This is a genomic window from Symploca atlantica LB2515, assembly GCF_052546295.1.
On record NZ_JBQWMT010000001.1, the window covers coordinates 1,706,601 to 1,728,207 of the forward strand.

At 44.6% G+C, this 21,607-nt stretch carries 17 protein-coding genes, 3 tRNA genes, 1 pseudogene and 1 riboswitch; of the genes and pseudogenes, 8 read left to right on the plus strand and 13 right to left on the minus strand.

Translation table 11 applies throughout. The features are described 5' to 3' along the window. Positions 1-480: 480 nt before the first annotated feature. From ACT7WV_RS07260 to ACT7WV_RS07275, 4 genes are all read right to left on the minus strand, one after another. Positions 481-552: transfer RNA gene (locus tag ACT7WV_RS07260), tRNA-Thr, on the minus strand. 74 nt (positions 553-626) lie between these two features. Beyond that, a tRNA-Tyr gene (locus ACT7WV_RS07265) sits at positions 627-711 on the minus strand. A 105-nt stretch (positions 712-816) separates the two neighbouring features. Beyond that, on the minus strand, positions 817-1,950 hold the full coding sequence (locus ACT7WV_RS07270; protein WP_445105595.1) for a hemolysin family protein: 1,134 nt from the start codon (positions 1,948-1,950) through the stop codon (positions 817-819). 430 nt (positions 1,951-2,380) lie between these two features. Further along, positions 2,381-2,521 (minus strand): hypothetical protein, encoded by a 141-nt coding sequence (locus tag ACT7WV_RS07275; RefSeq protein ID WP_445102263.1) that lies wholly within the window; start codon positions 2,519-2,521, stop codon positions 2,381-2,383. A gap of 229 nt (positions 2,522-2,750) precedes the next feature. On the opposite strand from ACT7WV_RS07275, the gene ACT7WV_RS07280 reads away from it, so the two are divergent. Next, positions 2,751-3,791 carry an SGNH/GDSL hydrolase family protein gene (locus ACT7WV_RS07280; protein WP_445102264.1) on the plus strand — a complete coding sequence of 347 codons (1,041 nt, stop codon included), beginning with the start codon at positions 2,751-2,753 and terminating at the stop codon, positions 3,789-3,791. Here ACT7WV_RS07280 and ACT7WV_RS07285 read toward each other — a convergent pair. After that, positions 3,788-4,873, minus strand: a complete 1,086-nt coding sequence (locus ACT7WV_RS07285) for a Gfo/Idh/MocA family oxidoreductase (protein WP_463424151.1) — start codon at positions 4,871-4,873, stop codon at positions 3,788-3,790. The two genes, ACT7WV_RS07280 and ACT7WV_RS07285, sit on opposite strands and share 4 nt — an antisense overlap. A gap of 338 nt (positions 4,874-5,211) precedes the next feature. Between ACT7WV_RS07285 and queC the strand changes: the two genes are divergently transcribed. Further along, positions 5,212-5,934, plus strand: a complete 723-nt coding sequence (gene queC / locus ACT7WV_RS07290) for a 7-cyano-7-deazaguanine synthase QueC (protein ID WP_445102265.1) — start codon at positions 5,212-5,214, stop codon at positions 5,932-5,934. A gap of 101 nt (positions 5,935-6,035) precedes the next feature. Here queC and ACT7WV_RS07295 read toward each other — a convergent pair whose 3' ends face one another. Both ACT7WV_RS07295 and ACT7WV_RS07300 read right to left on the minus strand, forming a co-directional pair. Continuing rightward, a complete protein-coding gene (locus ACT7WV_RS07295; protein WP_445102266.1) occupies positions 6,036-7,565 on the minus strand; it encodes a hemolysin family protein in 1,530 nt (509 codons plus the stop codon). A 121-nt stretch (positions 7,566-7,686) separates the two neighbouring features. Next, on the minus strand, positions 7,687-8,412 hold the full coding sequence (locus ACT7WV_RS07300) for a hypothetical protein (RefSeq protein ID WP_445102267.1): 726 nt from the start codon (positions 8,410-8,412) through the stop codon (positions 7,687-7,689). Between the two features lie 397 nt (positions 8,413-8,809). Between ACT7WV_RS07300 and ACT7WV_RS07305 the strand changes: the two genes are divergently transcribed. Then, positions 8,810-8,882: transfer RNA gene (locus tag ACT7WV_RS07305), tRNA-Ile, on the plus strand. A 52-nt stretch (positions 8,883-8,934) separates the two neighbouring features. Here ACT7WV_RS07305 and ACT7WV_RS07310 read toward each other — a convergent pair. Then, positions 8,935-9,450, minus strand: coding sequence for a hypothetical protein (locus tag ACT7WV_RS07310; RefSeq protein ID WP_445102268.1), 516 nt, complete (start codon positions 9,448-9,450; stop codon positions 8,935-8,937). Between the two features lie 133 nt (positions 9,451-9,583). Here ACT7WV_RS07310 and pyrE point away from each other — a divergent pair, with 133 nt between their 5' ends. After that, complete coding sequence (gene pyrE, locus ACT7WV_RS07315) at positions 9,584-10,231, plus strand: orotate phosphoribosyltransferase (protein ID WP_445102269.1); 648 nt, start codon at positions 9,584-9,586, stop codon at positions 10,229-10,231. On the opposite strand, the gene tnpA is transcribed toward pyrE, so the two are convergent. Further along, positions 10,198-10,614 (minus strand): IS200/IS605 family transposase, encoded by a 417-nt coding sequence (tnpA, locus tag ACT7WV_RS07320; protein WP_445105597.1) that lies wholly within the window; start codon positions 10,612-10,614, stop codon positions 10,198-10,200. The genes pyrE and tnpA overlap by 34 nt on opposite strands. A gap of 84 nt (positions 10,615-10,698) precedes the next feature. Here tnpA and ACT7WV_RS07325 point away from each other — a divergent pair. Both ACT7WV_RS07325 and ACT7WV_RS07330 read left to right on the plus strand, forming a co-directional pair. Continuing rightward, positions 10,699-11,706, plus strand: a pseudogene (locus ACT7WV_RS07325) (transposase). Between the two features lie 107 nt (positions 11,707-11,813). Beyond that, positions 11,814-13,034 carry an RNA-guided endonuclease InsQ/TnpB family protein gene (locus ACT7WV_RS07330; RefSeq protein ID WP_445102270.1) on the plus strand — a complete coding sequence of 407 codons (1,221 nt, stop codon included), beginning with the start codon at positions 11,814-11,816 and terminating at the stop codon, positions 13,032-13,034. 71 nt (positions 13,035-13,105) lie between these two features. On the opposite strand, the gene ACT7WV_RS07335 is transcribed toward ACT7WV_RS07330, so the two are convergent. The 4 genes from ACT7WV_RS07335 to ACT7WV_RS07350 all read right to left on the minus strand — a co-directional run bounded on the left by ACT7WV_RS07335 (position 13,106) and on the right by ACT7WV_RS07350 (position 19,827). Then, positions 13,106-14,326 (minus strand): RNA-guided endonuclease InsQ/TnpB family protein, encoded by a 1,221-nt coding sequence (locus ACT7WV_RS07335; protein ID WP_445102271.1) that lies wholly within the window; start codon positions 14,324-14,326, stop codon positions 13,106-13,108. Positions 14,327-14,603: 277 nt separating this feature from the next. Then, positions 14,604-15,977, minus strand: coding sequence for a phosphomethylpyrimidine synthase (thiC, locus tag ACT7WV_RS07340; protein ID WP_445102272.1), 1,374 nt, complete (start codon positions 15,975-15,977; stop codon positions 14,604-14,606). A 7-nt stretch (positions 15,978-15,984) separates the two neighbouring features. Further along, a riboswitch (TPP riboswitch) is annotated at positions 15,985-16,081 on the minus strand. Positions 16,082-16,272: 191 nt separating this feature from the next. Continuing rightward, positions 16,273-17,604 (minus strand): DnaJ domain-containing protein, encoded by a 1,332-nt coding sequence (locus tag ACT7WV_RS07345; protein ID WP_445102273.1) that lies wholly within the window; start codon positions 17,602-17,604, stop codon positions 16,273-16,275. Between the two features lie 171 nt (positions 17,605-17,775). Next, positions 17,776-19,827: a protein kinase domain-containing protein gene (locus ACT7WV_RS07350; protein WP_445102274.1), complete on the minus strand. Its 2,052-nt coding sequence runs from the start codon at positions 19,825-19,827 to the stop codon at positions 17,776-17,778. Positions 19,828-20,108: 281 nt separating this feature from the next. Here ACT7WV_RS07350 and ACT7WV_RS07355 point away from each other — a divergent pair, with 281 nt between their 5' ends. Both ACT7WV_RS07355 and ygfZ read left to right on the plus strand, forming a co-directional pair. Further along, the gene (locus ACT7WV_RS07355) at positions 20,109-20,489 is read left to right on the plus strand and encodes a hypothetical protein (protein ID WP_445102275.1); all 381 of its coding nucleotides are present in this window, start codon (positions 20,109-20,111) and stop codon (positions 20,487-20,489) included. 44 nt (positions 20,490-20,533) lie between these two features. Further along, positions 20,534-21,586: a CAF17-like 4Fe-4S cluster assembly/insertion protein YgfZ gene (gene ygfZ, locus ACT7WV_RS07360; protein WP_445102276.1), complete on the plus strand. Its 1,053-nt coding sequence runs from the start codon at positions 20,534-20,536 to the stop codon at positions 21,584-21,586. Positions 21,587-21,607 lie beyond the last annotated feature (21 nt).

The following is a 21,607-nucleotide window of genomic DNA, read 5'->3' on the forward strand; positions in this document are numbered from 1 at the left end:
CTTCAGTAATTCTGGCAAAAGTCAATCCTCTCTTTTTTGGAGAGATTTAGCCAGTATTTTCGAGGTTTGCCAAAACCAGTCCTGAAAATCAGTGGTAGACCAGGGTCTAGGTAGGAAGGGTTTCAACGACCATTCCAGCTAGGTGTGGGTTGAAAGTTTTTATGACTGAGGAAACAATTCGGCTAACGAGTTTCAACGACCATTCCAGCTAGGTGTGGGTTGAAAGATACGAAGCTGGATACTGCACTCGAAGCCTACAGGTTTCAACGACCATTCCAGCTAGGTGTGGATTGAAAGAGGTCACGAGTTCAATCTTAGAGCTAAGATTGCTGAATAGCAAATTGATTTGTTAAGATGACATCTAATTCGTCAATACTCCTTCGGCGACATTTATCTGTCACAACGACAATTAATTTGTCAAAGCGACACTAATATGACAACGGTGACAAGTAATTTGGCAATCGACATCTCTGAAGACAAAGCCCGTGACGAGGATCGAACTCGTGACCTCACCCTTACCAAGGGTGTGCTCTACCACTGAGCCACACGGGCAACAAACAATTGATGATTATAAATACCAAACTAAAAATAATGCAGTCGGCAATTATAAATTTTAAATTGGCTTGTGGTGGGCCGAGCTGGATTTGAACCAGCGTAGGCGTAGCCAGCGGATTTACAGTCCGCCCCCATTAACCACTCGGGCATCGACCCTTTTGTTCCACACCCGATCATATTAACACAAAATATCAGTGTTCCTCATTTTTTTTTGAAGAAATTTTGTCACCTTGCTGCATCGCTGTGTGTGTCTTTGGTTGCTCAGCTAGCACCCTTGCGCATCACTTTATTGAGAGTAGTACCACTTCTGAGGTTGGCTGTCCGGCTAGGAAAGTCACTTTCATCGTAAATTTCTCCTACCAGTTCCTCCAGAATATCTTCCAGAGTCACTAATCCTACTGTACCCCCATACTCATCAACCACAATGGCAATGTGCGATCTCTGTTGCAACATTTCTTTAAGCAAACTAGCAACTCGCTTGGTCTCCGGAACATAAAACGGCGGATTCATGGCTTCTGTTACCAGCACACCAGCACGGCCTTCTTTTCTCGAAGAGGTTAAGTGCTGCAAAGCCCGTTTGAGGTGAACAATGCCAACAATTTGGTCTTTCGACTCTTCTTGCACAGGAATACGGGAATAACCTGTCTCTAAACAGAGATTCACTAAATTTTGTAGCGTCGCCTCATGAGAAATCGTGCGCATCTCAATCCGGGGCTTAACAACCTCCCGTACTTTGAGGCTATCTAACATCAAAGCTTTACTCAGCAGTTGGTGTTTATCTAGGTCAAGTTTTCCTTTACCACCCAAAACTTCAATCATTAACTTGAGGTCTCTTACCGATTCTCCCTCTTGAACGACACCTCTTTGAAAAAAGCGAATGGCTGTTTGAGCAATAGTTTCCAAAAAATAAGTAATTCCTAAGAAAGAGAGAAACTTAGATAGCCAGTAAATCGGTCGTATCACCGCCTGAAAAACTGGAATTACATTATTAATTGCTAAAGATTTCGGGGTAATTTCTCCAAAAATCAACACTAAAAAAGTGATGATAGCAGTAGCAACTCCCAGACCAGCGTTTCCTAACCACAGAGCAAATAAGTTACTCGTTAGAATCGCGGAAAAATTATTGACTAAGTTATTACCCACTAACAAAGTGGTAATGAACCGAGACCGTTTCTCCAAAACCAGCCTAAACATCCCATCTGGGTCGCCTTGGTCTTTAATCAGTGCCCGCAGTTTGAGGTTGTCTAGGGCGGTGATTGCAGTTTCTGAACCAGAGAATGCACCCGAAAGTACGAGCATCAAGACCAATACTATAATGTCAAGCCAAACATTGCCCAACAGGGGACCAATTTCAGAAATAGCAAGAAAGTAAAACGATACTGGCAAAAAAATCACGCTAAACAATGCAGGTCTTTGGAGAACTATAATCTTGGACAGATTAGGCCAGATAACCTAATCTTTCTCCTTAAGGATAGAATGAAAAACAAGGCATCTGTTGTATTTGTATTGTTTATCTTGCCTAGTAAAAGGTAGTAAAAAATACTGGTAGCAACGCCTGTAGGCAGAGCAACAGGCGCTGAGTTACCCTCGCCGGAAAACCAGAAAGGACACGTAGCGGATTAGTCACCGACTGGGAATTCTTAATTATGGCTAATATTAAGCTTTAAACGACTCGTTTCTAGAAACTAAAGGTGATGAGGGTCAATTAAAGACAAGCCATTCCCTACCCTGGCTTGTCTTCGATAGATAGTACACTCTGGTTACTGAGTAGAGAATGACTGGTGCCCAAGGAATCGCACTCGACAATAAATTTAGAGATTATTATCTAGCCTACTGTGTAAGCAGTTTGTAGCGCCCACCAAAGCAGGAGTGCAATAGCGCCCAGAATCAGCACGGCTGAAATAGCGACCACCGTTGGACTATCGGCTCCTTTAAACTTCATGATTCCACGATTCAAGTCTGACATATCCCTGTGACTCCTCGTATTACTTTTAGATTGATTTAGCAAATCGAATATATATGGGTTTAGATTAACTCTCTAAGGAGGAAGATTCCATAGATTTAAAGAATTTATTTACCTCAAGCCTAATTGCTATCAACTTGAGAAGCACGACCCTTAGCAGCCAGAAAAGCATCAGTAAACTGGGAAAAATAGTTACCGATAACAAAAGCCTTTCTAGGCGAGGAGAAAATGTGTGAAATTGCTACTAGTTATTTTGGCAGTGCTGGTAGGCTGTTTAGTAGCTTTAGAAGTGTGCTTCAGATTCCTGGGCTTTGGCAAGCTTCTAATTTATCTCGCAGATCAAGAAATTGGCTATTTACTTGCGCCCAACCAATGCGCCAATAGGTTGGGCAATCGCATCTTTATTAATGAGTATTCGATGCGGAGTCCCTCCACCACAATTGTTCCACCAGCCTCAACACTGCGAGTACTCCTTTTGGGAGATTCTGTTGCCAACGGTGGTTGGTGGACGGATCAAGATCAGACAATTTCAGCATTGTTGATGAGTCAACTCGAACCCTTGTTGGACAAAGCAACTAATAATAATACCCAAGAGACTACCTACCAGAGAGTAGAAGTCCTCAATGCCTCCGCTAATTCTTGGGGACCAAGAAACGAATTAGCTTATCTACAACGCTTTGGCAATTTCGGCGTCCCAGCCTTAGTTTTACTGATCAATACTGATGACTTGTTTGCTCCCCAACCAACTTCCTTGCCAGTAGGACGCGATCGCAATTATCCAGTGCGTCAACCTGCTTTAGCCATATTAGAGGTTATTAGTCGGTTATTACCCCGGCAAACACCACCAGAAATAGCAACCGTCAAGGCGGAACCAGGGGATCAGGTGGGCTTTAACTTAGAGGCTATTAATCAAATTAAGCTCCTTGCCAAGGCCGCTGGTACTGAATTCGTACTTGCCATGACCCCCCTTTTGCGGGAAATTGGTGAACCAGGACCTCGCGATTACGAACTCAAAGAGCGTGCAAAGCTTGCTGAATTTACTCAACAACAGCAAATTACTTATCTAGATTTTCTGCCGATTTTCAACAGTGATCCAAAGCCAAAAACTTTATATCGTGACCACATTCACCTCAATTTTCAAGGGAATCAGAAAGTAAGTGAAGTCCTGGGGAGATTGCTCCAGCCTTTATTAGCGCCCGCAATCTCCTCGGTTACTGCCCCGAGAGCAAATTTTCTTAACCCTGAAGAATTTTTACCAGAATCAAACCCTTAATAAGAAACCGTCACTGCGGTCGAATCGAGGTCACGACGATCTCTGTGTAGCTGTTGCCAAACTTGGCCTTCGAGTGCCATTTGCTCAATCAAACTTGCCAGACGTAGTGCCTTGAGCGCTTGCTCACCACCGACAGAAGGTTGATTACCACCCCGAACACAGTTGACAAAATGCTCCAATTCTGCCCATAACTTGTCAATATTGCTGGTGTAAACCTTCTCAATCAATCCATCCTGCCGATAGAGTACCTGACCATATTCCGTCATGTAGTTGGCTGTAGTCTGCCGATGAATCAAAATTTCATGGTTGAGAAAATCTGCTTCAGTTAAGGAGTTTTTGCAATGAGCAGCAATAGTGCGGATTTTGCGGTGCGCTATTTTGCTAGCTGTTAGGGTCGCAACAATACCATTGGTGAAGCCTAGAGTAGCAGTTACGTAGTCCAGATAACCGGAATCCGAAGCACGGCTGCCACTAGCTGTTAGCTTATCTACCGAAGCGTTTGCCAGTTCTAAGAGTAGATCAATGTCATGTATCATCAAATCCAGAACTACGGAAACATCGTTGGCTCGGTCAGGGAAAGGACTCATCCGATGAGCTTCCAGAGCCAGTAGTTCTTCCGTCTGCAAGACTTTTCGGAGTTCCTGAAAAGCTGGGTTAAATCGTTCAATATGACCCACTTGCAGAATCCGTTGAGATTCAGCTGCTAAATTTACTAAAGATTCTGCCTCAGCAATACTGGCAGCAATCGGTTTTTCGATTAAGACATGAACCCCGGCTTGTAAGCAAGTCATGCCTACTTCGTAATGCAAGCGAGTAGGCACCGCAATGCATACAGCCTCTACGTGAGGCAAAAGATCTCGATAATCTTCAAAAAAGTGGACACGGTACTTACTTGCCGTGTCCAAACCTCTCTCAACATTGATGTCTGCCACCCCGACCATTTCGATATCTTTGAGAAGACTCAAAACGCGGGCGTGATGTTGTCCCATGTTGCCGACACCAATGACGCCGATTTTGACTGGCTGCGGTAGGCTGCGCTGCAAATGGGTATCTTGATGCCTTTGGCACGTTCTATCTTGCACTCTTGTCTGCTCCTCACCACTGGAACTAAGTCGATTTGCTCAATCTGAGCCGCTTAAAACCATCCAGATAGTACCACAGCACCTCTAAATATGAAGAATTTCAAAGTTTTGCCGAGGTTTCTCAGATTCACGAAGTCTTGAAGTTAATCACCTCGTTTTTATTTTGGTTTTACTGGCTTATAGATTAGTAATTGGATGTGTCAGTTTTTGGGGTGTCTGTAAACCAACCAAGGTTGAATAAAACATTCAAGCAGATGAGCAATGCTAATGGGTAATACCCAGAATATGAGTAATATTGATCAGGTAAGTAATTGTCAGCATTTCTGAGGATAAAAGTATTGACATTGGGTTGTGCAAATACAACTATTCCCAAAGCCATTGTTTTGTTATCTGGAGGATTAGACTCCTCGACAGTTCTGTATCAAGCTAAGGCTGATGGTTATGAGTGTTATGCAATTTCCTTCGACTACCAGCAGCGTCATCGTCGGGAGCTAAATTCAGCGATTGCGATCGCCAAGCAAGCTGAGATTAAGGAACATCAGGTAGTGAGCTTTAACTTACGGCAGTGGGGTGGTTCGGCTCTAACTGATGATCAGTTAGACTTACCTGGGGATCGCTCCCTTGAACAAATGTCTAGCCAGATCCCCATCACTTATGTTCCGGCTCGCAACACGATTTTTTTGAGTTTTGGTTTATCCTATGCAGAAGCTAAGGGAGCCTCACGAGTCTATGTAGGTGTCAACGCTTTGGATTATTCAGGTTACCCAGATTGTCGTCCTGACTATATTCAGGCAATGCAAAACGTCTTTAAACTGGGGACAAAACAGGGACGTGAGGGACAAGCGATTGAGATTGTCACCCCTTTGATTGACTTAAAGAAAACTGAAATCATTGAGTTAGGTAATCAGTTGGGCGTCCCTTGGCAAGAAACTTGGTCTTGCTACGCTGGTGCTGAACTCGCTTGTGGTGTGTGTGACTCTTGCCGATTACGGCTGGCTGCATTTGCTGAGTTGGGATTAGAAGACCCACTTCCCTACACGGTGACCAACGAGAACAAATAGTAGCTTACTCTGAATACTACTTTAGCTAAAGCGTTAAAGACAGACCCCACTTGCCACGCCATCATTGCCTAAAATTCAGGGAGAACTTGACTACTCAAAACTCAAAATTTATCAGTGTAGTCGTCTTGATTGACAGAAAAGTCTGGGTCTGGATCTTTAGAGGGAGCGTTATCAATATCTTGGAGAAGATCACCAGGGTTTTGTTGATCATTGGGGGCAACTTCTGAGCTAGTATCTGTCAAAGAACTATCTGAAGAATTGACAACCGCTGGCTCCCTGCGGTGTATGCGGATTTGATCTAAGCGCGGCCCTTCAGCAGCAACAACAGTTAAATCAAAATGTTCATATTGTAGGGTTTCACCCTGTAGAGGAATTTTTTGAAACTGGTTGAGGATAAACCCTCCCAAGGTTTGGTATTCATCAGCCAGGGGAAAGTCTAAATCTAAAAGTTCGTTGACTTCTTCCAAGTCCAATTGAGCCTGTACCAGGAAAGTTCGCTCGTCTAGAATTTGTAGAGCCAATTCTTCGGTACTTTCTGATTCGTAGTCGTCACCAATAATTTCAGCAATCAAGTCTTTGAGCGTAACTAAACCAGCCGTGCCGCCGAACTCATCCACAATCATAACCATGGCTAGATGCAATCGCTGCATCATTGGTAGTAGCTCGGAAAGAGGCGTAGACTCTTGCACAAACTTGGCTGGACGAATCCATTGGTGAAGTGATGTCTCTGAGGATAGCTGACCGTTGGATAAAGGCTCGGCTAATTCTTTAAAATAGACAATGCCGCGAATATCATCTAGAGATTCGCCAGTCACAGGATAGCGAGAATGACCAGTGTTGGCAATTTCCTCTAGTAAGGTCTGGAAAGTGGCAGCATTGGGAATAGCCGCAATGCTAGTACGGGGAACCATAACCTCTGAGGCTAAAACCTCGCCAAACTCAAAGATATTATTTAGTAGCTCTCTTTCTTCAGCTTCTAGTCCGGTAGACTCACGCTCAGTGGTAATAATTAGTTGTAACTCTTCTGGTGTTACTCGGTTGTACCAGCTTTGAGCTGTATGTTGTATGCCTCCTAACCGCAGTAGCCACTGAGTCGATTGGTTTAAAATCCAGATAAAAGGTTTAAAGAAACGTGCGATCGCCAGACTCGGAGGCCCCAGAAACCGCGCCAGCTCTTCCGAGTAAAGCATGGCAACAGACTTGGGGCAAAGTTCACCGAGAACAATTTGTAGATAGGCAATCAGGAAAAAAGCCACTATGGTTGCCAGGGAGTGGGTAATAATCACCTGGCTAACTACTGCTGGCAAGGGAACCTGGTCGATGAGAGCTTTGACTAAAACTGCCATCGTACTCTCGCCGATCCAGCCTAACGCCAAACTAGAAAGAGTAATCCCCAACTGAGTAGTAGAAAGTAATCGATCAATACTCTGTTGCAGTGCTTGGACAGTCTTGGCTTGCACGTCGCCAGCATCAGCTAATTGACTGATGCGCGATCGCCTTACCGAAACCATGGAAAACTCAGCAGTGACAAAAAAGGCATTGATGGCAATCAGTAGTAGCACCGATAACAATCGCAGTAGAATGTCTCCACTGGTGAGGTTAGCAAAAGCACTCACTGAAAGGAGAAGCATTAGGTTGTCTACCATAAAAAAGGTATAAGTCTAGTTGTTTGTTATGGGTTATTTTTTATTGAGTCATTTCTTCATCTTGACAAACAACTAGCAACCGACAACCAACAAGTTTAGCAATGCCTTACCTCACTACGGGAATCTCTGAAGCTTGCAGTAGAAGTTTTTGGTCTGGATAATCCGTCAACTTTAGTGAAAGCTTTTGAGAGTTATCCAATAAAACTGCCGGGATACTCACCGTACCAGAAAATTCTTGACCATTGGCGGGCAATTCTCCCGGTAAGCCTTCCGTAATCGCACTCAGGGCACGACCTCGGTCATCTGTAACATTTAAAAAACTGTACAGGAACCGCACATCATCTCTTCCTTCGTTCTTCATGCTGACATTGAGCAATAAAGAACCTCCCTGTTGACTGGCAGAACGTACTTCCAGCGTTACTCCCTGATCTTGGCTTTTCACAGGTAAATTAAGGACGGGACTGGTAGTGGTAAAAGATACCTGAGTGCTAGCTACCTGGTTAGCTAAAGATTTCTGCTCATCAGTTTGAGACTTAGAGCTGTTGTTTGCCTGATTATCCTGGCTATCGCTCTTAAATTTCTCGCCTTGTTCTTTAATGTAAGCATCAACATTAATCAGGATGTCCCTTTCTTGCAAAAGTTCCACCCCTTCGTTCCCGGCAACAGTCTGCTGGTTCCCCGAAAGCTTTTTAGTTGGACGAACATCCGGCTGGGTGACTCCTTTGAGGGCTTCATGACCAAGAGTGAATCCCCACATCGCACTCACAAAACCGGCACCTAACATCATCACCAGCAGAAGTAAGGTTAGCGCCACAGTTGAGTTCAATTTCATTAGTGATTCAAGTTACTCCGAAAGGCAGAAAGAACTTGCTGTATGCCATACTAGGCGTAAGGTCTACAGCTATTTAACATGAAGATAGTTAATTGAGTAGTTCCGATCCACCATCAGATCGGAGCTTTCTAGGTTCGTTGTCTTTTCTAGCACGTACTCTAAAAAAGTCAATGTCTTAGGTTGTACTTCTGACAACAAGCTGCTACCACCTTGAAGAAGCGCCTGTGCTGGAAGTTCTTTGATTAAAGGAATCTAGGTAAAATCTATCCTTGTTTAGGAAAGACTAATTTGCCTTTGACTCTATTTCATACTTCTGAAAATTTGCAGATACATCAGGAATTTTTCTTCAGTTGCCTTCTATGACCTGACTCAGCTTACAATGGTAGAGGTGGATTAACCAGGGTTGGCCGAGCGGTTGAGGCAGCGAACTCATAATTCGCCCAAGGCAGGTTCAACTCCTGCACCCTGGATTAAAAAAATTGCTCTTGAAGGCGATGAATGCGCCTTGTCTTGAGCAAGCCTCTATTTATAAGGCACTGTCTCAAAAAAGAACTCTGCGCCCTCCAGTTGATACTGGAAACGGGTGGCATCGGGCAATTGCAAAACCGATGTTCTGTAGGGGTTAGGTAAATCAGGTGTACGCAGCACGGGATCACTCGACACCTGCTGATATAGTGCCTCTTCGTAAAGAAGGTGAACTAGTGCGCCATCCCGCTCAATTTCCAGCTCAGGAAAAGCGGCTCGTCCTGGTAGACCAGTACCCAGGATCAAATCTATTTGGCGGGGGATGGAACTGTTTTCGTAAAAGTTCCCAGAATCATTGAAAAGAGCCCGGTCAAAAGCTTCGGGAATCGTCTGTAGAGGGATTGGCTCAAATTCTGGAGGTGCAGTATCAATACCGAGAGTTCTAGGATTAACCGGTGCTACTTCTGACTTTGGGGAGTTAGTTTGTGCGATGGCACTGCTAGCCAATACACTAGAGCTAGCAGCAACCAACAAAATACTGAGGCATCTAGTTAACCGCATTTGCATAATCATCACCCTCACTTTTTACCACTCCCATATTATTTGAATGATATCCGATATGTAAGCAAGTCTAAGGCAAGCTTCCTCATTAGAGTACGCTGCCTTGGGGAACCTGCCCGTATATGACATTCTTTGCCGTAACTGAATGATTGACAAAATTCAAACACCCCTGGGCAACACCGCTTTAATGGACTTAACTTCCCTACGCCAACTGCTGCTGGACTTGTTTTGCCAACTGGCTTATCAAGAAGGTGAATTCGTTCTTTCTTCGGGTCAGCGCAGTTCTTATTACATTAATGGCAAGCCAGTGACCCTCGATCCCCAAGGAGCTTTAGCCGTGGGACGTTTGCTCTTATCTATGCTGACTGCCGATACTCAGGCCGTTGCTGGTTTGACTCTAGGAGCAGACCCGATTGTCACGGCGGTAAGTGTAGTATCTGCTATAGAAAATCGACCAATCCCAGCGCTGATTATTCGTAAGGAGCCGAAAGGACACGGTACTAAAGCTTATATAGAGGGGCCAAATTTGCCAGTCGGAGCCAAAATGGTGGTTTTAGAAGATGTAGTTACGACAGGGCAATCAGCAATGAAAGCGGTAGAGCGTCTTAAGCATGCCGGTTATGAGGTGGAGCAAGTAATTGCCCTAGTAGACCGCCAGCAGGGGGGTGCCGAGTTATACGAATCCATGGGACTAAAGTTTCAAGCAGTGTTTACCATTGAGGAAATTCAACAGCGCTGGCTTGACCAAAAATATGGGATTCAAGCCCCGTCCTTCCAGGACGGCTTTTCTTGATTCTTGATGTACTGGATAAGCACTTCAATAGGAGCGCCACCAACAGACACGGCAAAATAGCTGGGACTCCACAAAGCTGTTTTGCCGTGCGGTTTTTTAAAGCCAGCCTGTCCATAACGACGACTTGAGACACCTTTTAGAGCATTCACAATTTTCGATACAGAGAGCTTTGGTGGATACTCAATCAATGCGTGTACGTGTTCGTTCTCACCACTGATTTCTAGAATTTGAAAGTTCATCTGTGTTGCTACGTGGCGAAATACTTCTTCGATTAATTTCAACTGTTCACCACTAAAAATCTCATCCCTATATTTAGTCACGCAGACCAAGTGAATCTTGAGGTCTGTAACGCTATGTCTTTCCCTCCGGAATTGAGTAGTCATTTCCTGTAGACCAATAAACATCTCCAAAATATAAATTATGAGATAATTAAGGCATAACTAATTAACGTTTGGGGTGCAGAAACTGTGAGTTATACCTGGGAGTACTTGCAACGTAATCATCAAGAAGCCAAGCGCTTGGTAGGAATTAGCTATGAGCAGTTGATTCAACTAATTGAACAAGCCAAACTTTGACATGAGCAGAGACAGAGAGAAATTGAGAAAAAGAAAACTCGGCTGATTAGTGCTGGCGGTGGCAAGACTTCTCTTCTTGCTCTTGAAGAACAAATTATATTAACTTTAATCTATTTACGTCATCATCTGAGCTTTCAGATTCTGGGCTTATTATTTCAAGTAAGCGAATCGACAGCCAATAACATGTTTAATTATTGGCAAGTTCTGTTGCGAGAATCACTACCAGCTAGCTTACTAGAACAAGTAAAAAAGTGCGAAGAAGAGGAGGAAGCAATTATTGAGATGTTGGCAGAGCAGGAGTTAATAGTAGATAGCGCTGAGCAAAGCCGATCAAGACCTTCAGACTATCAAGAGCAAAAATCATTCTACTCAGGTAAGAAGAAAAATCACACTTTTAAAAATCAGTTTATTGTCTTGCCCAAAGGTAAAGATATTATCGATGTAGTAGCAGGAAAACCAGGAACCAAAAGTGACATAAGTCTGATGCGGGAACGTCTGAAACAATTTGATAAAAATCAACTATTTAGTGCTGATCAAGCCTATCTAGGAGAACTTCAAATTCGCACTCCTCAGAAAAAACCGAAAAATGGAGAACTAACCTCACAGCAAAAAGAAGCCAATAAAAAGCTATCTTCTAACCGCATTTTTGTAGAACACGTGATTCGTTTAATCAAGATATTTAAAATAGCACAAGAAAGATTTCGTCTGGAAGCCAGTAAATATGAGTCAGTTATCCTAACCATTTGTGGTTTAGTAAGACTGAGAATTGAGCGGTTAGTTTTCTCGGCAGTGAAAACCCCTGAATACTCAAAGAGAAATGAGATTATTAACCTTGATAGTTTGGCAGTTAAATTAACAACAAAAGCCCCTGATGCTTATGGAGCCGTTGAATCGAGCTAAATCTGTGGAAGTTAGTTTAAGGCTTCAAAGTAAGTCAGGGAGACACTCTTAGCTTTCTGGAGATGCCTAATGTATAATCCAAACACAGACCAATCCTATCACGGAGCATGAAAGCAAGATACCAGTATCGTTTTTACCCAACAGACCAACAACAGCAGAGTCTAGCTCGGTTGTTCGGTTGCGTCCGTGTTGTGTATAACGATGCGCTTGCAATCTGTAAGCAATCTGTTAGTGTTAGCGTTAGCGAAGCGAGACCGTTAGGTCTAGCGGGCGAGCGTACCGCAAGGGCAAAGAAGCCCAAGTCGGCTGAACTTCAAAAGATTGTTATTACTCAGGCGAAAAAGACTGAGGAAAGAGCTTGGTTAAGCGAGGTGTCGAACATACCGCTACAACAGTCTGTAGCTGATTTAGAGATAGCTTTCAAGAACTTTTTCGATTCCTGTAAAGGCAAGAGAAAAGGTAGAAAGGTTGGTTATCCAAAGTTCAAAAAGAGGAATAATAGCCAATCGGCACGGTTCAGGATTGGGGGTTTCTCCATCAAGAAAGATGGTGTTTATCTTGCAAAGATAGGTGTTGTCAAGCCTGTCTGGTCAAGGGATTTACCTACGAGTCCTAGTTCCGTAACCCTTATTAAGGACTGTGCCAACCGTTACTTCTTAAGTTTTGTAGTAGAAGTAGAGCCTGTTCAGGCTAATGCTAAAAACCAAAGCATTGGCATTGATTTGGGTATCAAAACCTTGGCTGTGATGAGTAACGGTGAAAAAGCTTTCAGTCCTTGCTACAAACGTTTAGACCGTAAAATGCGTAAATTTCAACGGAAGTTGGCGCGACAACAGAGAGACTCAAACAGAAGACATAAGACCAGAATTCAGATAGCAAAACTGCACAATCAAATTGCAGACACTCGCCAAGACTTCCTGCACAAATTGTCTACCAAGGTCGTTAGTGAAAACCAAACTATCGTCTTAGAAGATTTAAATGTATCAGGAATGGTCAAAAACCGCAAACTCTCTAGAGCAATTAGTCAGCAAGGCTGGCGAGAATTCCGGGTCTTGGTTGAGGCAAAATCTGAAAAGTACGGAGGCAAGTTTGTAGCCATCAACCGTTGGGAACCAACTAGCCAAGCCTGCTCTGATTGTGGCTATAAATGGGGCAAGATTGATTTATCGGTGCGTTCAATACTCTGTTTAGGTTGTGGCAGCGAACATGATAGAGACGAAAACGCATCTGCAAATATAGAAAAAGTCGGCACGGGGCATCGGCACGACTCTAAATGTACGTCCAGACAGAGTAAGACTACTTCGGTAGCATTAGTCAATGAAGCGTAAATAATCCCCGTCGCTTCAGCGCGGGGAGTATGTCAAATCCTCTCCGCCGTAAAATGACGGAGATTCCCAATCTATCCAAACAACTCAAGCTGAATGAATTCCTGATGGGTTGACGGTTCATCGACTGCTGCTTTCTTTACGAAAGTCTTAAGCCTGTCTCCACGCCCGTTTTGAGCCTCCGAGTGTCCCCCGGCGGCTTTTTTTATATTCGCTGCGGCATTAATATCGCGGTCGTGAGTTGTTTCGCAATTAAGGCAAGTCCAAGTCCTAACAGATAGGTCTTTTTTGCCACCACGAAAACCACAACACGAACATCTCTGGGAAGTCGGTTCCCACCTGCTGATTACTTGTAGTTCTCGACCGTATTTCTCTGTCTTGCCTTCAAGGTAGGTTCTAAACTGTCGCCAACCCAAATCGCTAATAGCCCTAGATAGCTTGCGGTTTTTCACCATTCCCGACACATTTAAATCCTCCAGGACAATTACTTGGTTCTCGCGAATTATCCGAGTTGATAACTTATGCAGGAAGTCGGTTCTAGTGTCTTTGAGTTTGGCGTAGAGTTTAGCCTTTCTCTGCCTCGCTTTTTCGTAGCGATTACTGAATCTTGTCTTTCTAGACAGGTTTCTGTTGAGCTTTCTTAAGCGTCTAAGTCTTTTCCTTAAAGGTTTAGGTGCTTTTATTTTTTCGCCAGCATCCAATGTGGCAAAGGTGGTAATTCCCAAATCAATATCAATACCGACTGAGGTATCAGTTTTTGGTAAAGATTCAGGCTCAATTTCGACAACAAAACTAGCAAAATATCTACCAGCCGCATCTTTGACAATGGAGACTGATGATGGTGCAGCAGGCAACTGTCTTGACCAAGCAACTTTAACTTCGCCAATCTTTGCCAGCTTAAGCTTTCGATTGACCTTAAATCCCCCCTGGCGAAAACGAGCAGACTGCTTGGCTCGACGCTTTTTAAATCTTGGTGGTCTAACAGGTCTACCTTTTCTTTGCCCCTTACAAGACTTGAAGAAGTTTTGGTAAGCCTGCTCTAAATCGTTAAGGGATTGTTGGAGTGGGATGTTAGAAACTTCTGTTAACCACTGGCGTTCTAATGTCTTTTTTGCCTGGGTGATGAATTTTTTCTGAAGTTCTCCATTTTTGGGCTTCTTCTCACCTAATTGATACTGCTCGATACAGAAAGCCAGGGCATCGTTCCAGACTACACGACAACACCCGAACAGCTTGGCGAGTGCCATTTGTTGTCCGGGTGTGGGATAGATTCTGTAGCGGTAGCGTGCTTTCATGTTAAGATTCCACCGCAAAATGATGGCATATTGACGGCATTAAAAAATTAACAGTCCGCTGTTCAGACCAAGAATATGAACGCTTGGTAGGCTACTGCCAGCAGGAAGCTAGAACTCAAAACGATGTACTGCGTGAGTTAATTAGAAAACTGAAAATCAATAAAAAGTCCCCCTAGAAGGCTTGCCCTGAGCCTGTCGAAGGGGGGAGGCTTGTATCCCATTTTTTTTGGTCAACTGAAGATTACCTACCCCAGTTGACCTCAATTTTCTGGGGTGGTTAACTCTGACTTACAGCTTCCTTGGCGAGGAACTTCTCTAATTCGGTTAAGGCTTCGGCATCAACTTTGGTCTGCATCGGGCAGAACTTGGGCCCACACATCGAGCAAAACTCGGCTGTTTTGTAGATGTCCGCTGGCAGAGTTTCGTCGTGGTATTCCTTAGCTCGTTCTGGATCAAGGGAAAGTTCAAACTGGCGGTTCCAGTCGAAATTGTAACGAGCCTTAGATAGTTCGTCGTCGCGATCGCGTGCTCCTGAACGATGCCTAGCAATATCAGCAGCATGAGCTGCTATTTTGTAAGCAATTAACCCGTTACGCACATCCTCCGCATCGGGCAATCCTAAGTGTTCTTTGGGCGTCACGTAGCACAGCATCGCCGTGCCGTACCAGCCAGCCATTGCCGCACCAATGGCAGAGGTGATGTGATCGTAACCAGGGGCAATATCTGTCACCAGGGGCCCTAGTACATAGAAAGGTGCTTCCGAGCACTCTTCCATCTGTTTCTTGACATTAAACTCAATTTGATCCATCGGCACGTGACCAGGACCTTCTACCATTACTTGAACATCGTCTTCCCAAGCACGACGTGTCAGTTGTCCCAGGGTTTTGAGTTCTGCCAGTTGAGCCTCGTCAGAGGCATCATGGGTGCAACCGGGGCGCAAGGAATCGCCCAAACTAAAGGAGACATCGTACTTTTTGAAAATTTCGATGATGTCATTGAAGTGGGTGTAGAGGGGATTTTGTTGGTGGTGATGCAGCATCCACTTGGCAAGAATTCCGCCACCGCGAGAGACAATGCCCGTCAAACGGTTTCTTACCAACGGCAGGTGTTCAATTAAAATCCCAGCATGGATAGTTTGATAATCAACACCTTGCTGTGCATGCTTCTCAATGACATGGAGAAAGTCATCCGCTCTTAGGTTCTCAATTGTGCCGTGGACGCTTTCTAGGGCTTGGTAAACTGGCACGGTGCCAATGGGAACAGGGGAAGCTTTAATAATCGCAGTGCGAATCTCGTCCAGGTTACCACCACCAGTGGACAAGTCCATCACCGTATCAGCACCATACTTTACTGCCAGCTTCAGTTTATCCACCTCTTCCTGCAAATTGGAAGAGTTGGGGGAAGCACCAATATTGGCATTCACCTTGCATTTTGAGGCGATACCAATAGACATTGGTTCGAGGTTGGTGTGATTAATATTGGCAGGGATGATCATACGCCCCCGTGCCACTTCTTCGCGAATCAGCTCAGGTGGCAAATTTTCCCGCCCAGCGACGTAGTGCATTTCTTCGGTAACAAGGCCCTGGCGGGCGTAGTACATTTGAGTAACATTACTCTGACCACGTCGCTTAGCAACCCATTCAGTCCGCATATTTGATTCCCTCAATTAACAGCTTCCCTCCGCCGGTATTACCCGGACTCAGGTGCAAAGGGTTTAATCTCAGCCTGGTTACTCAGGCACCCCCAGCCTATTTGAGGATCTTATCACCCACCTTCACTCAAAGTGCGGCCAGGATTGTTAATTCTTTATGAAAAATATTTTAATTTTGTGTAAAATTTTCTTCTCAATTTTATGAGTAACCCGCCTCCCCTCACCATCAAGGATCAGAAAAGTCAACCTGAGGAAAACCCCTACACTTTTCCAGGCTCCTCGAAAAACCTGCACACTACAAAATCACCGTCACAGCCAAATAAGTCAACCAACCACTTACTAGTAACATCACAGGTAAGGTCAGAGCTGCTACCGTATCAGACATACCAGAAATCTGAGTGCAGCCGCTGTAAAGGATGAGAACCGTATAGCAACTAGCAAATACACCGATAATTAGCATTACCTGAGAGCCTAAAACCGTAGAGCCACTGCTTGCTAGGGCCAGAAAACCCAACGGTAAAAGGGAAGCACCAGCGAGATAAATATCACCAGCTAAACTACCGGAACTGCGAGAAACGACCCGTGCTATGCTACCAATCGCCACCAAGGTAAAAAACGGGACTAACCCGACACTCATCAGCTCCCATAGGTAAGCCTCAAAGATATTGCGCCAACCGACATAAGACCAAAAAACAAAACAGAAATTGAAAATTCCGGCAAAGACAATCCCTACTGCTAACGCCTGTCGCTTCTCAAGATTGGCATAACCTGACAACATTCCTCCAGCAGGATTAACGACTAAAGAGAAGGAAACTTGCACTAGATTAGTCAGCAAACTCTTCACGGCTGCTGGGGGGTTTTTCCTGGAAGATTTTTTGAATTTTCCCCGATTATCTTGGAGTGTTGTCAGGGTGGCTTGGGCTAGCTGGTAGCCCGTCTTATCACCTTGCTTACGAAAAAGTTCTGCCGCCTTTTGTAAATCTTCGCTAGCAAGAATGTTATCTTCCAATTCGTGATTAGCTAGACCCCGGTGATAATAGACTTGGGCATAGTCGGGTTTGAGGTGAATTGCTTTACTGTAAGCTTTAATCGCTGCGGAAGTGTACCCTAGTTTGTAGCGTGCTCTACCTTGGTAATAGTAAGCCTGAGCCAAATTGGGATTAATTTGTAATGCCTGGTTACAATCTTGGAGAGATCCACGAGCATCTCCGAGTTTGTAGCGTGTTGCCCCTCTTTCTAGATAAGCTTCAACAAAACGAGGATTGCCCTCAATAGCCTGGGTGTAATCTGCAACCGCTCCCGGATAGTCTCTTTCTAAAGCTTTGCCGATGGCCCGAACATAGAAATCTTGGGGACTCATCCCTTGAGGTTTACTTTTTTTGTGTCTAAATCTTTGGTCATACTGGCTGCGCTCAACTGAATCAGAGAGGATTTCATAAGCTTTACAAATTTCTTTAAATCTCTCTTCTGCAGCTAGATTTCCTGGATGCAAGTCAGGATGATACTTGCGTACAAGACGCCGGTAAGCTTCTTTAATTTCCTCAGCGGTGGCTTTTGTTGAAACTTCCAGAATTTTGTAATAGTCGCCAGAGTCCTGCATGTGACTTAAACCAAGAAGCGCTTTCATTACCAGGGTGTCACACTGGGACAAAAATCGACAAAGACTTTAAGTAAAAACAGTGAAGGATCAACTCAGAAAGAAAAAATTTAGGATAATAAAACGAAAATGGTAATTTAACGGTTATTTAGTCCAACTCATCCTTCACTCTTGAATACGGCAAGCTTCCTTGTGCTTGCCCTAGCGACTATAAATCGATACAGGAAAGCCTTGTTGCTTGAGTTCCCCTGCGAATCTTTGGGCATTAACCTTATTTTCAAAGACTCCTACCTGAATACCTGTAAGACCGGAAAAGTCAGCCACAAAAGCATTAGGAAAGCTTTTCTGTACTTCTTGTAGGGTGCGATCGCTAGTATCATTAATCAGCACGTAATGAGCTGATGACCTAGGTTCCTGGGATGCTGCTGGTTGTCTCCCTACCGACTCTTGAGGTCTTGGCTGTTGAGATGGACTAGGTTCTTGGGGTAAGGGACTTGCTTGATTAGCGCGGCGTTTGGCTTCTTCAACTTGTTGTTTTAAGATCTCTGGCCAATAGCGTTGTTCTGGAAAATCGCTGTCTGTGGCAATAATCACTACATCAGCCCAACGACCCTCATCATAGGCTGTTTTCACCTTATCGAATTTTTCTTTAGTGGCTGACCATTCCTCCCGCCACTGCTGAATTTTCGCTTGGGCATCTTTGAAAGCGGCAGTACCGGGAATAATTGACTCAGCGTCGGAAATCGCGCCTTCTAAGTCTCCTTCCTGGTACTTATCTGTTGCTTGTTCCATCGTGCTTGAGTCACCATCTGTCTGCTTTGGTGTTACTGCTGGTGGTTTCGGTTTAACAGTCTCAACGGGGGCAGTAGTAGGTGCGGCAGTAGCAATAGGTGTCTGACTTGGTGAGGTGCAGTTAATATATCTATTCTCATTAAACACCCACCCTTTGACTGGAGAGCTAATTTCTACCCAGCCATTTTGTTCTTGACCAGTCAGAGCCAGGTTAGTACCTTGTTTAACGATTTCAACGACATTGTTTTTACCACCAGTAGGCTCTGAACGAACATTTAAACCAGCATTAACCACCGTACAATTAGCTTGTGAATTCGCATCTTTGTTAGTGATAATGCGATCGCTGATCCAAGTCAATGGTTCTTGGCGTATGCCATAGGCTAGGCCTAATGCCCCAACAGCTAGCGCCAAGCCAATACCAATAAACACCGGGAGGTGGTCAGAGGTAGCAGCATGAGCCAGACGAGAGGTAGAAGTGCCTGGTGGTTTGGGAGTGTAACCAGGACTAGCAACCAGGGTTCTCTGAACCGAAGGCGTCACTGGTAGTGGTGGCGGCAAAGTTTGTCTAGGAGTCTGAACACTATTATTGGAAGAGTATCTAGGAGCAGCAGGATAACGCTTCGCTTGGTATTGGGGAGACTGCAGTTGCCGCAGCGCCAGCATAGCATCGGCTGCCGACTGGTAGCGGTCTTTGAAGTGGTAACGTACCATGCGAGTCAGGACACTGCCGAAACTCCGACTAACTGGCACCACCAAATGTTCCCAGAGAATTTCACCAGTGCTGAGGTCTTCTGGGAGCTGATCCGGTAGCATACCCGTGAGGGCTTGAATGCCAATAATACCCAGTCCATAAATATCACTACTAGGACGTGGCTGACCCAAAGCTTGCTCACTGGACATGTAGCCGGGAGTACCGACACTGACAGTGTTGCCGGATTTTCCATAACCGCCAGTAAGCTGAGAGCTCACTTGCTTAACAGCACCAAAGTCCACTAAGACTAATTTGTTGTCTGATTGACGTCGGATAATGTTGTCAGGTTTGATATCGCGGTGAATGACATTGTGGCTATGGACAAATTCTAAAATCAGCAGCACTTCTCGTAGCAGTTCAATTACTTCGCTCTCAGGCCACTTTTGTTCTGGTTGTAGCTCTTGACTTAGAGTATGTCCTTCAATGAATTCTTGTGCTAGATAGAATTCCTGGTCTTCCTCGAAGTAAGCCAGTAGCCGAGGAATTTGGTCATGATTTCCCAACTTCTCTAGGGTTTCGGCTTCGCTCCTAAATAGGCGTCGGGCAATTTCCAAAAAATTCTGGTCGCTATTAGCTGGTTTGAGTTGTTTGATTACACAGATGGGGTTACCTGGACGCTTAGTATCTTGCGCTAGGTAGGTTTTACTAAATCCCCCGGCACCGAGAACCTCAGTAACTTGGTAACGCCCGTCAAGTAGCTTGCCTAACATGGGGTGACACGCCTCCTAATACACCTATAGATCTTGACATACACACCAGAGGAAGATGTTTCAGGAGTGTACCAATTATTTTTTTGGTGGTTCTGATCACGCAAGAGATAGCGTCGGGAAGCCATTAAACTAGTCGAGGCGAGGGTTTTTTGGGTGTGACAGTTGGCGACATCGCACCCTCCTTTATGATTGCTATATCGGAGTCTAGCAGAGGAAATACCAACCAAGAGTAGTTCTTGATCATTATCTTGCCGCTAGTTCCTTGGCTTTTAAGTGGATTTATGAAACCAAAATTTAAAGATACTGTTGCTTGGCAACAGGCACAAATGCTGATGCAACCGGCTTTCATTCGCCTACTAGATCAGATACGCCAACAGCTTGAACAAACGACCTGGAAGGCAACTTATCAAGATGTCACAAGTCCGATACCAGGTTATCAGATGTGTTTACAACGCCAAGATATCTCACTCTGTTTTGATTTATGGGAACTGTGTTACCAAGTATGTTTTTGCCAGTACAATCCTACACATCATGAACAAGAAAGCCAGGAAATCGAGATTGACACTAGCTTAATTGATGAAGCTGGTGAAGTTGATTGGCAGATGTTGGACGCCAAGGCACAAGATTTGGTGGCAAAATTATTCGCAGATTTACCAGCTTGATAACTCCTGGGCAGTAGATAATTTGAAGAGAAAAGCAGCTAACAATGATTAAAGAATTACAAGATATACAGCTCACTGCTGGGGCGATATTTGAGCCAGTTGCTGATGTTATGGTTGCAGCTAGTTTTGCTAATGACACTGCGGCGCTTCAGGCAGTAAATCAGGGTGTTGCTCTATTTGACTTATCCCATTGGGGGCTGCTGTGTATCGGTGATGAAGACAGATTACGTTACCTACATAATCAAAGTACCAATGACTTCCAAAAGCTCCAACCAGGCCAAGGCTGTGATACTGTTTTCGTGACTTCCACAGCTCGCACAATTGACCTCGCAACTGCTTATGTGACAGCAGATGCTGTGCTAGTTCTCGTCTCTCCTAATCGCCGTCAGCAGTTGATCGAGTGGCTAGATCGTTATATTTTTCCCATGGATCGGGTTACCTTAAAAGATATTTCCAGCGAGAGTGCGGTTTTTAGCCTGATTGGACCAGAAAGTGATGCCCTCTTGAAACAGTTGGGGATTGAGATTACTGCTCAAGCTTATGCCAGTCACCAACAGCTAACCCTGGGTGAGGTGAAGATACGTGTTGCTGTGGGCAACGGTCTAGCCTTGCCGGGATATACTGTGATTGTATCTGCTCAGGATGCTGCTGGACTTTGGGAACAGCTAAAGAAGGCTGGAGCAATACCAATAGGCAATTGCGCCTGGGAACAATTGCGAATTGAGCAAGGACGTCCGGTTCCTGAACACGAACTGACTGATGATTACAATCCCTTAGAAGCCGGTTTATGGCAGACCATCTCCTTGGAGAAAGGTTGCTACATTGGTCAGGAAACTATTGCGCGGTTAAATACCTATAAAGGCGTTAAGCAGCAACTTTGGGGTGTTCACCTACAGGGAACAGCCTCTCCTGGAAGTAGCGTTACTGTTGATGGAGAAAAAGTGGGCCAGCTAACTAGTTTTACGGAAACGGACTCTGGACGATTTGCTTTAGCTTATATCCGAACTAAGGCAGGTGGTGTTGGTCTTCAGGTAAAAGTGGGAGATGTTGAGGGGGAAGTTGTTGATGTCCCTTTCCTAACCCATGAATACCCTTGAAGGTAGTTTACCCTTGAGATC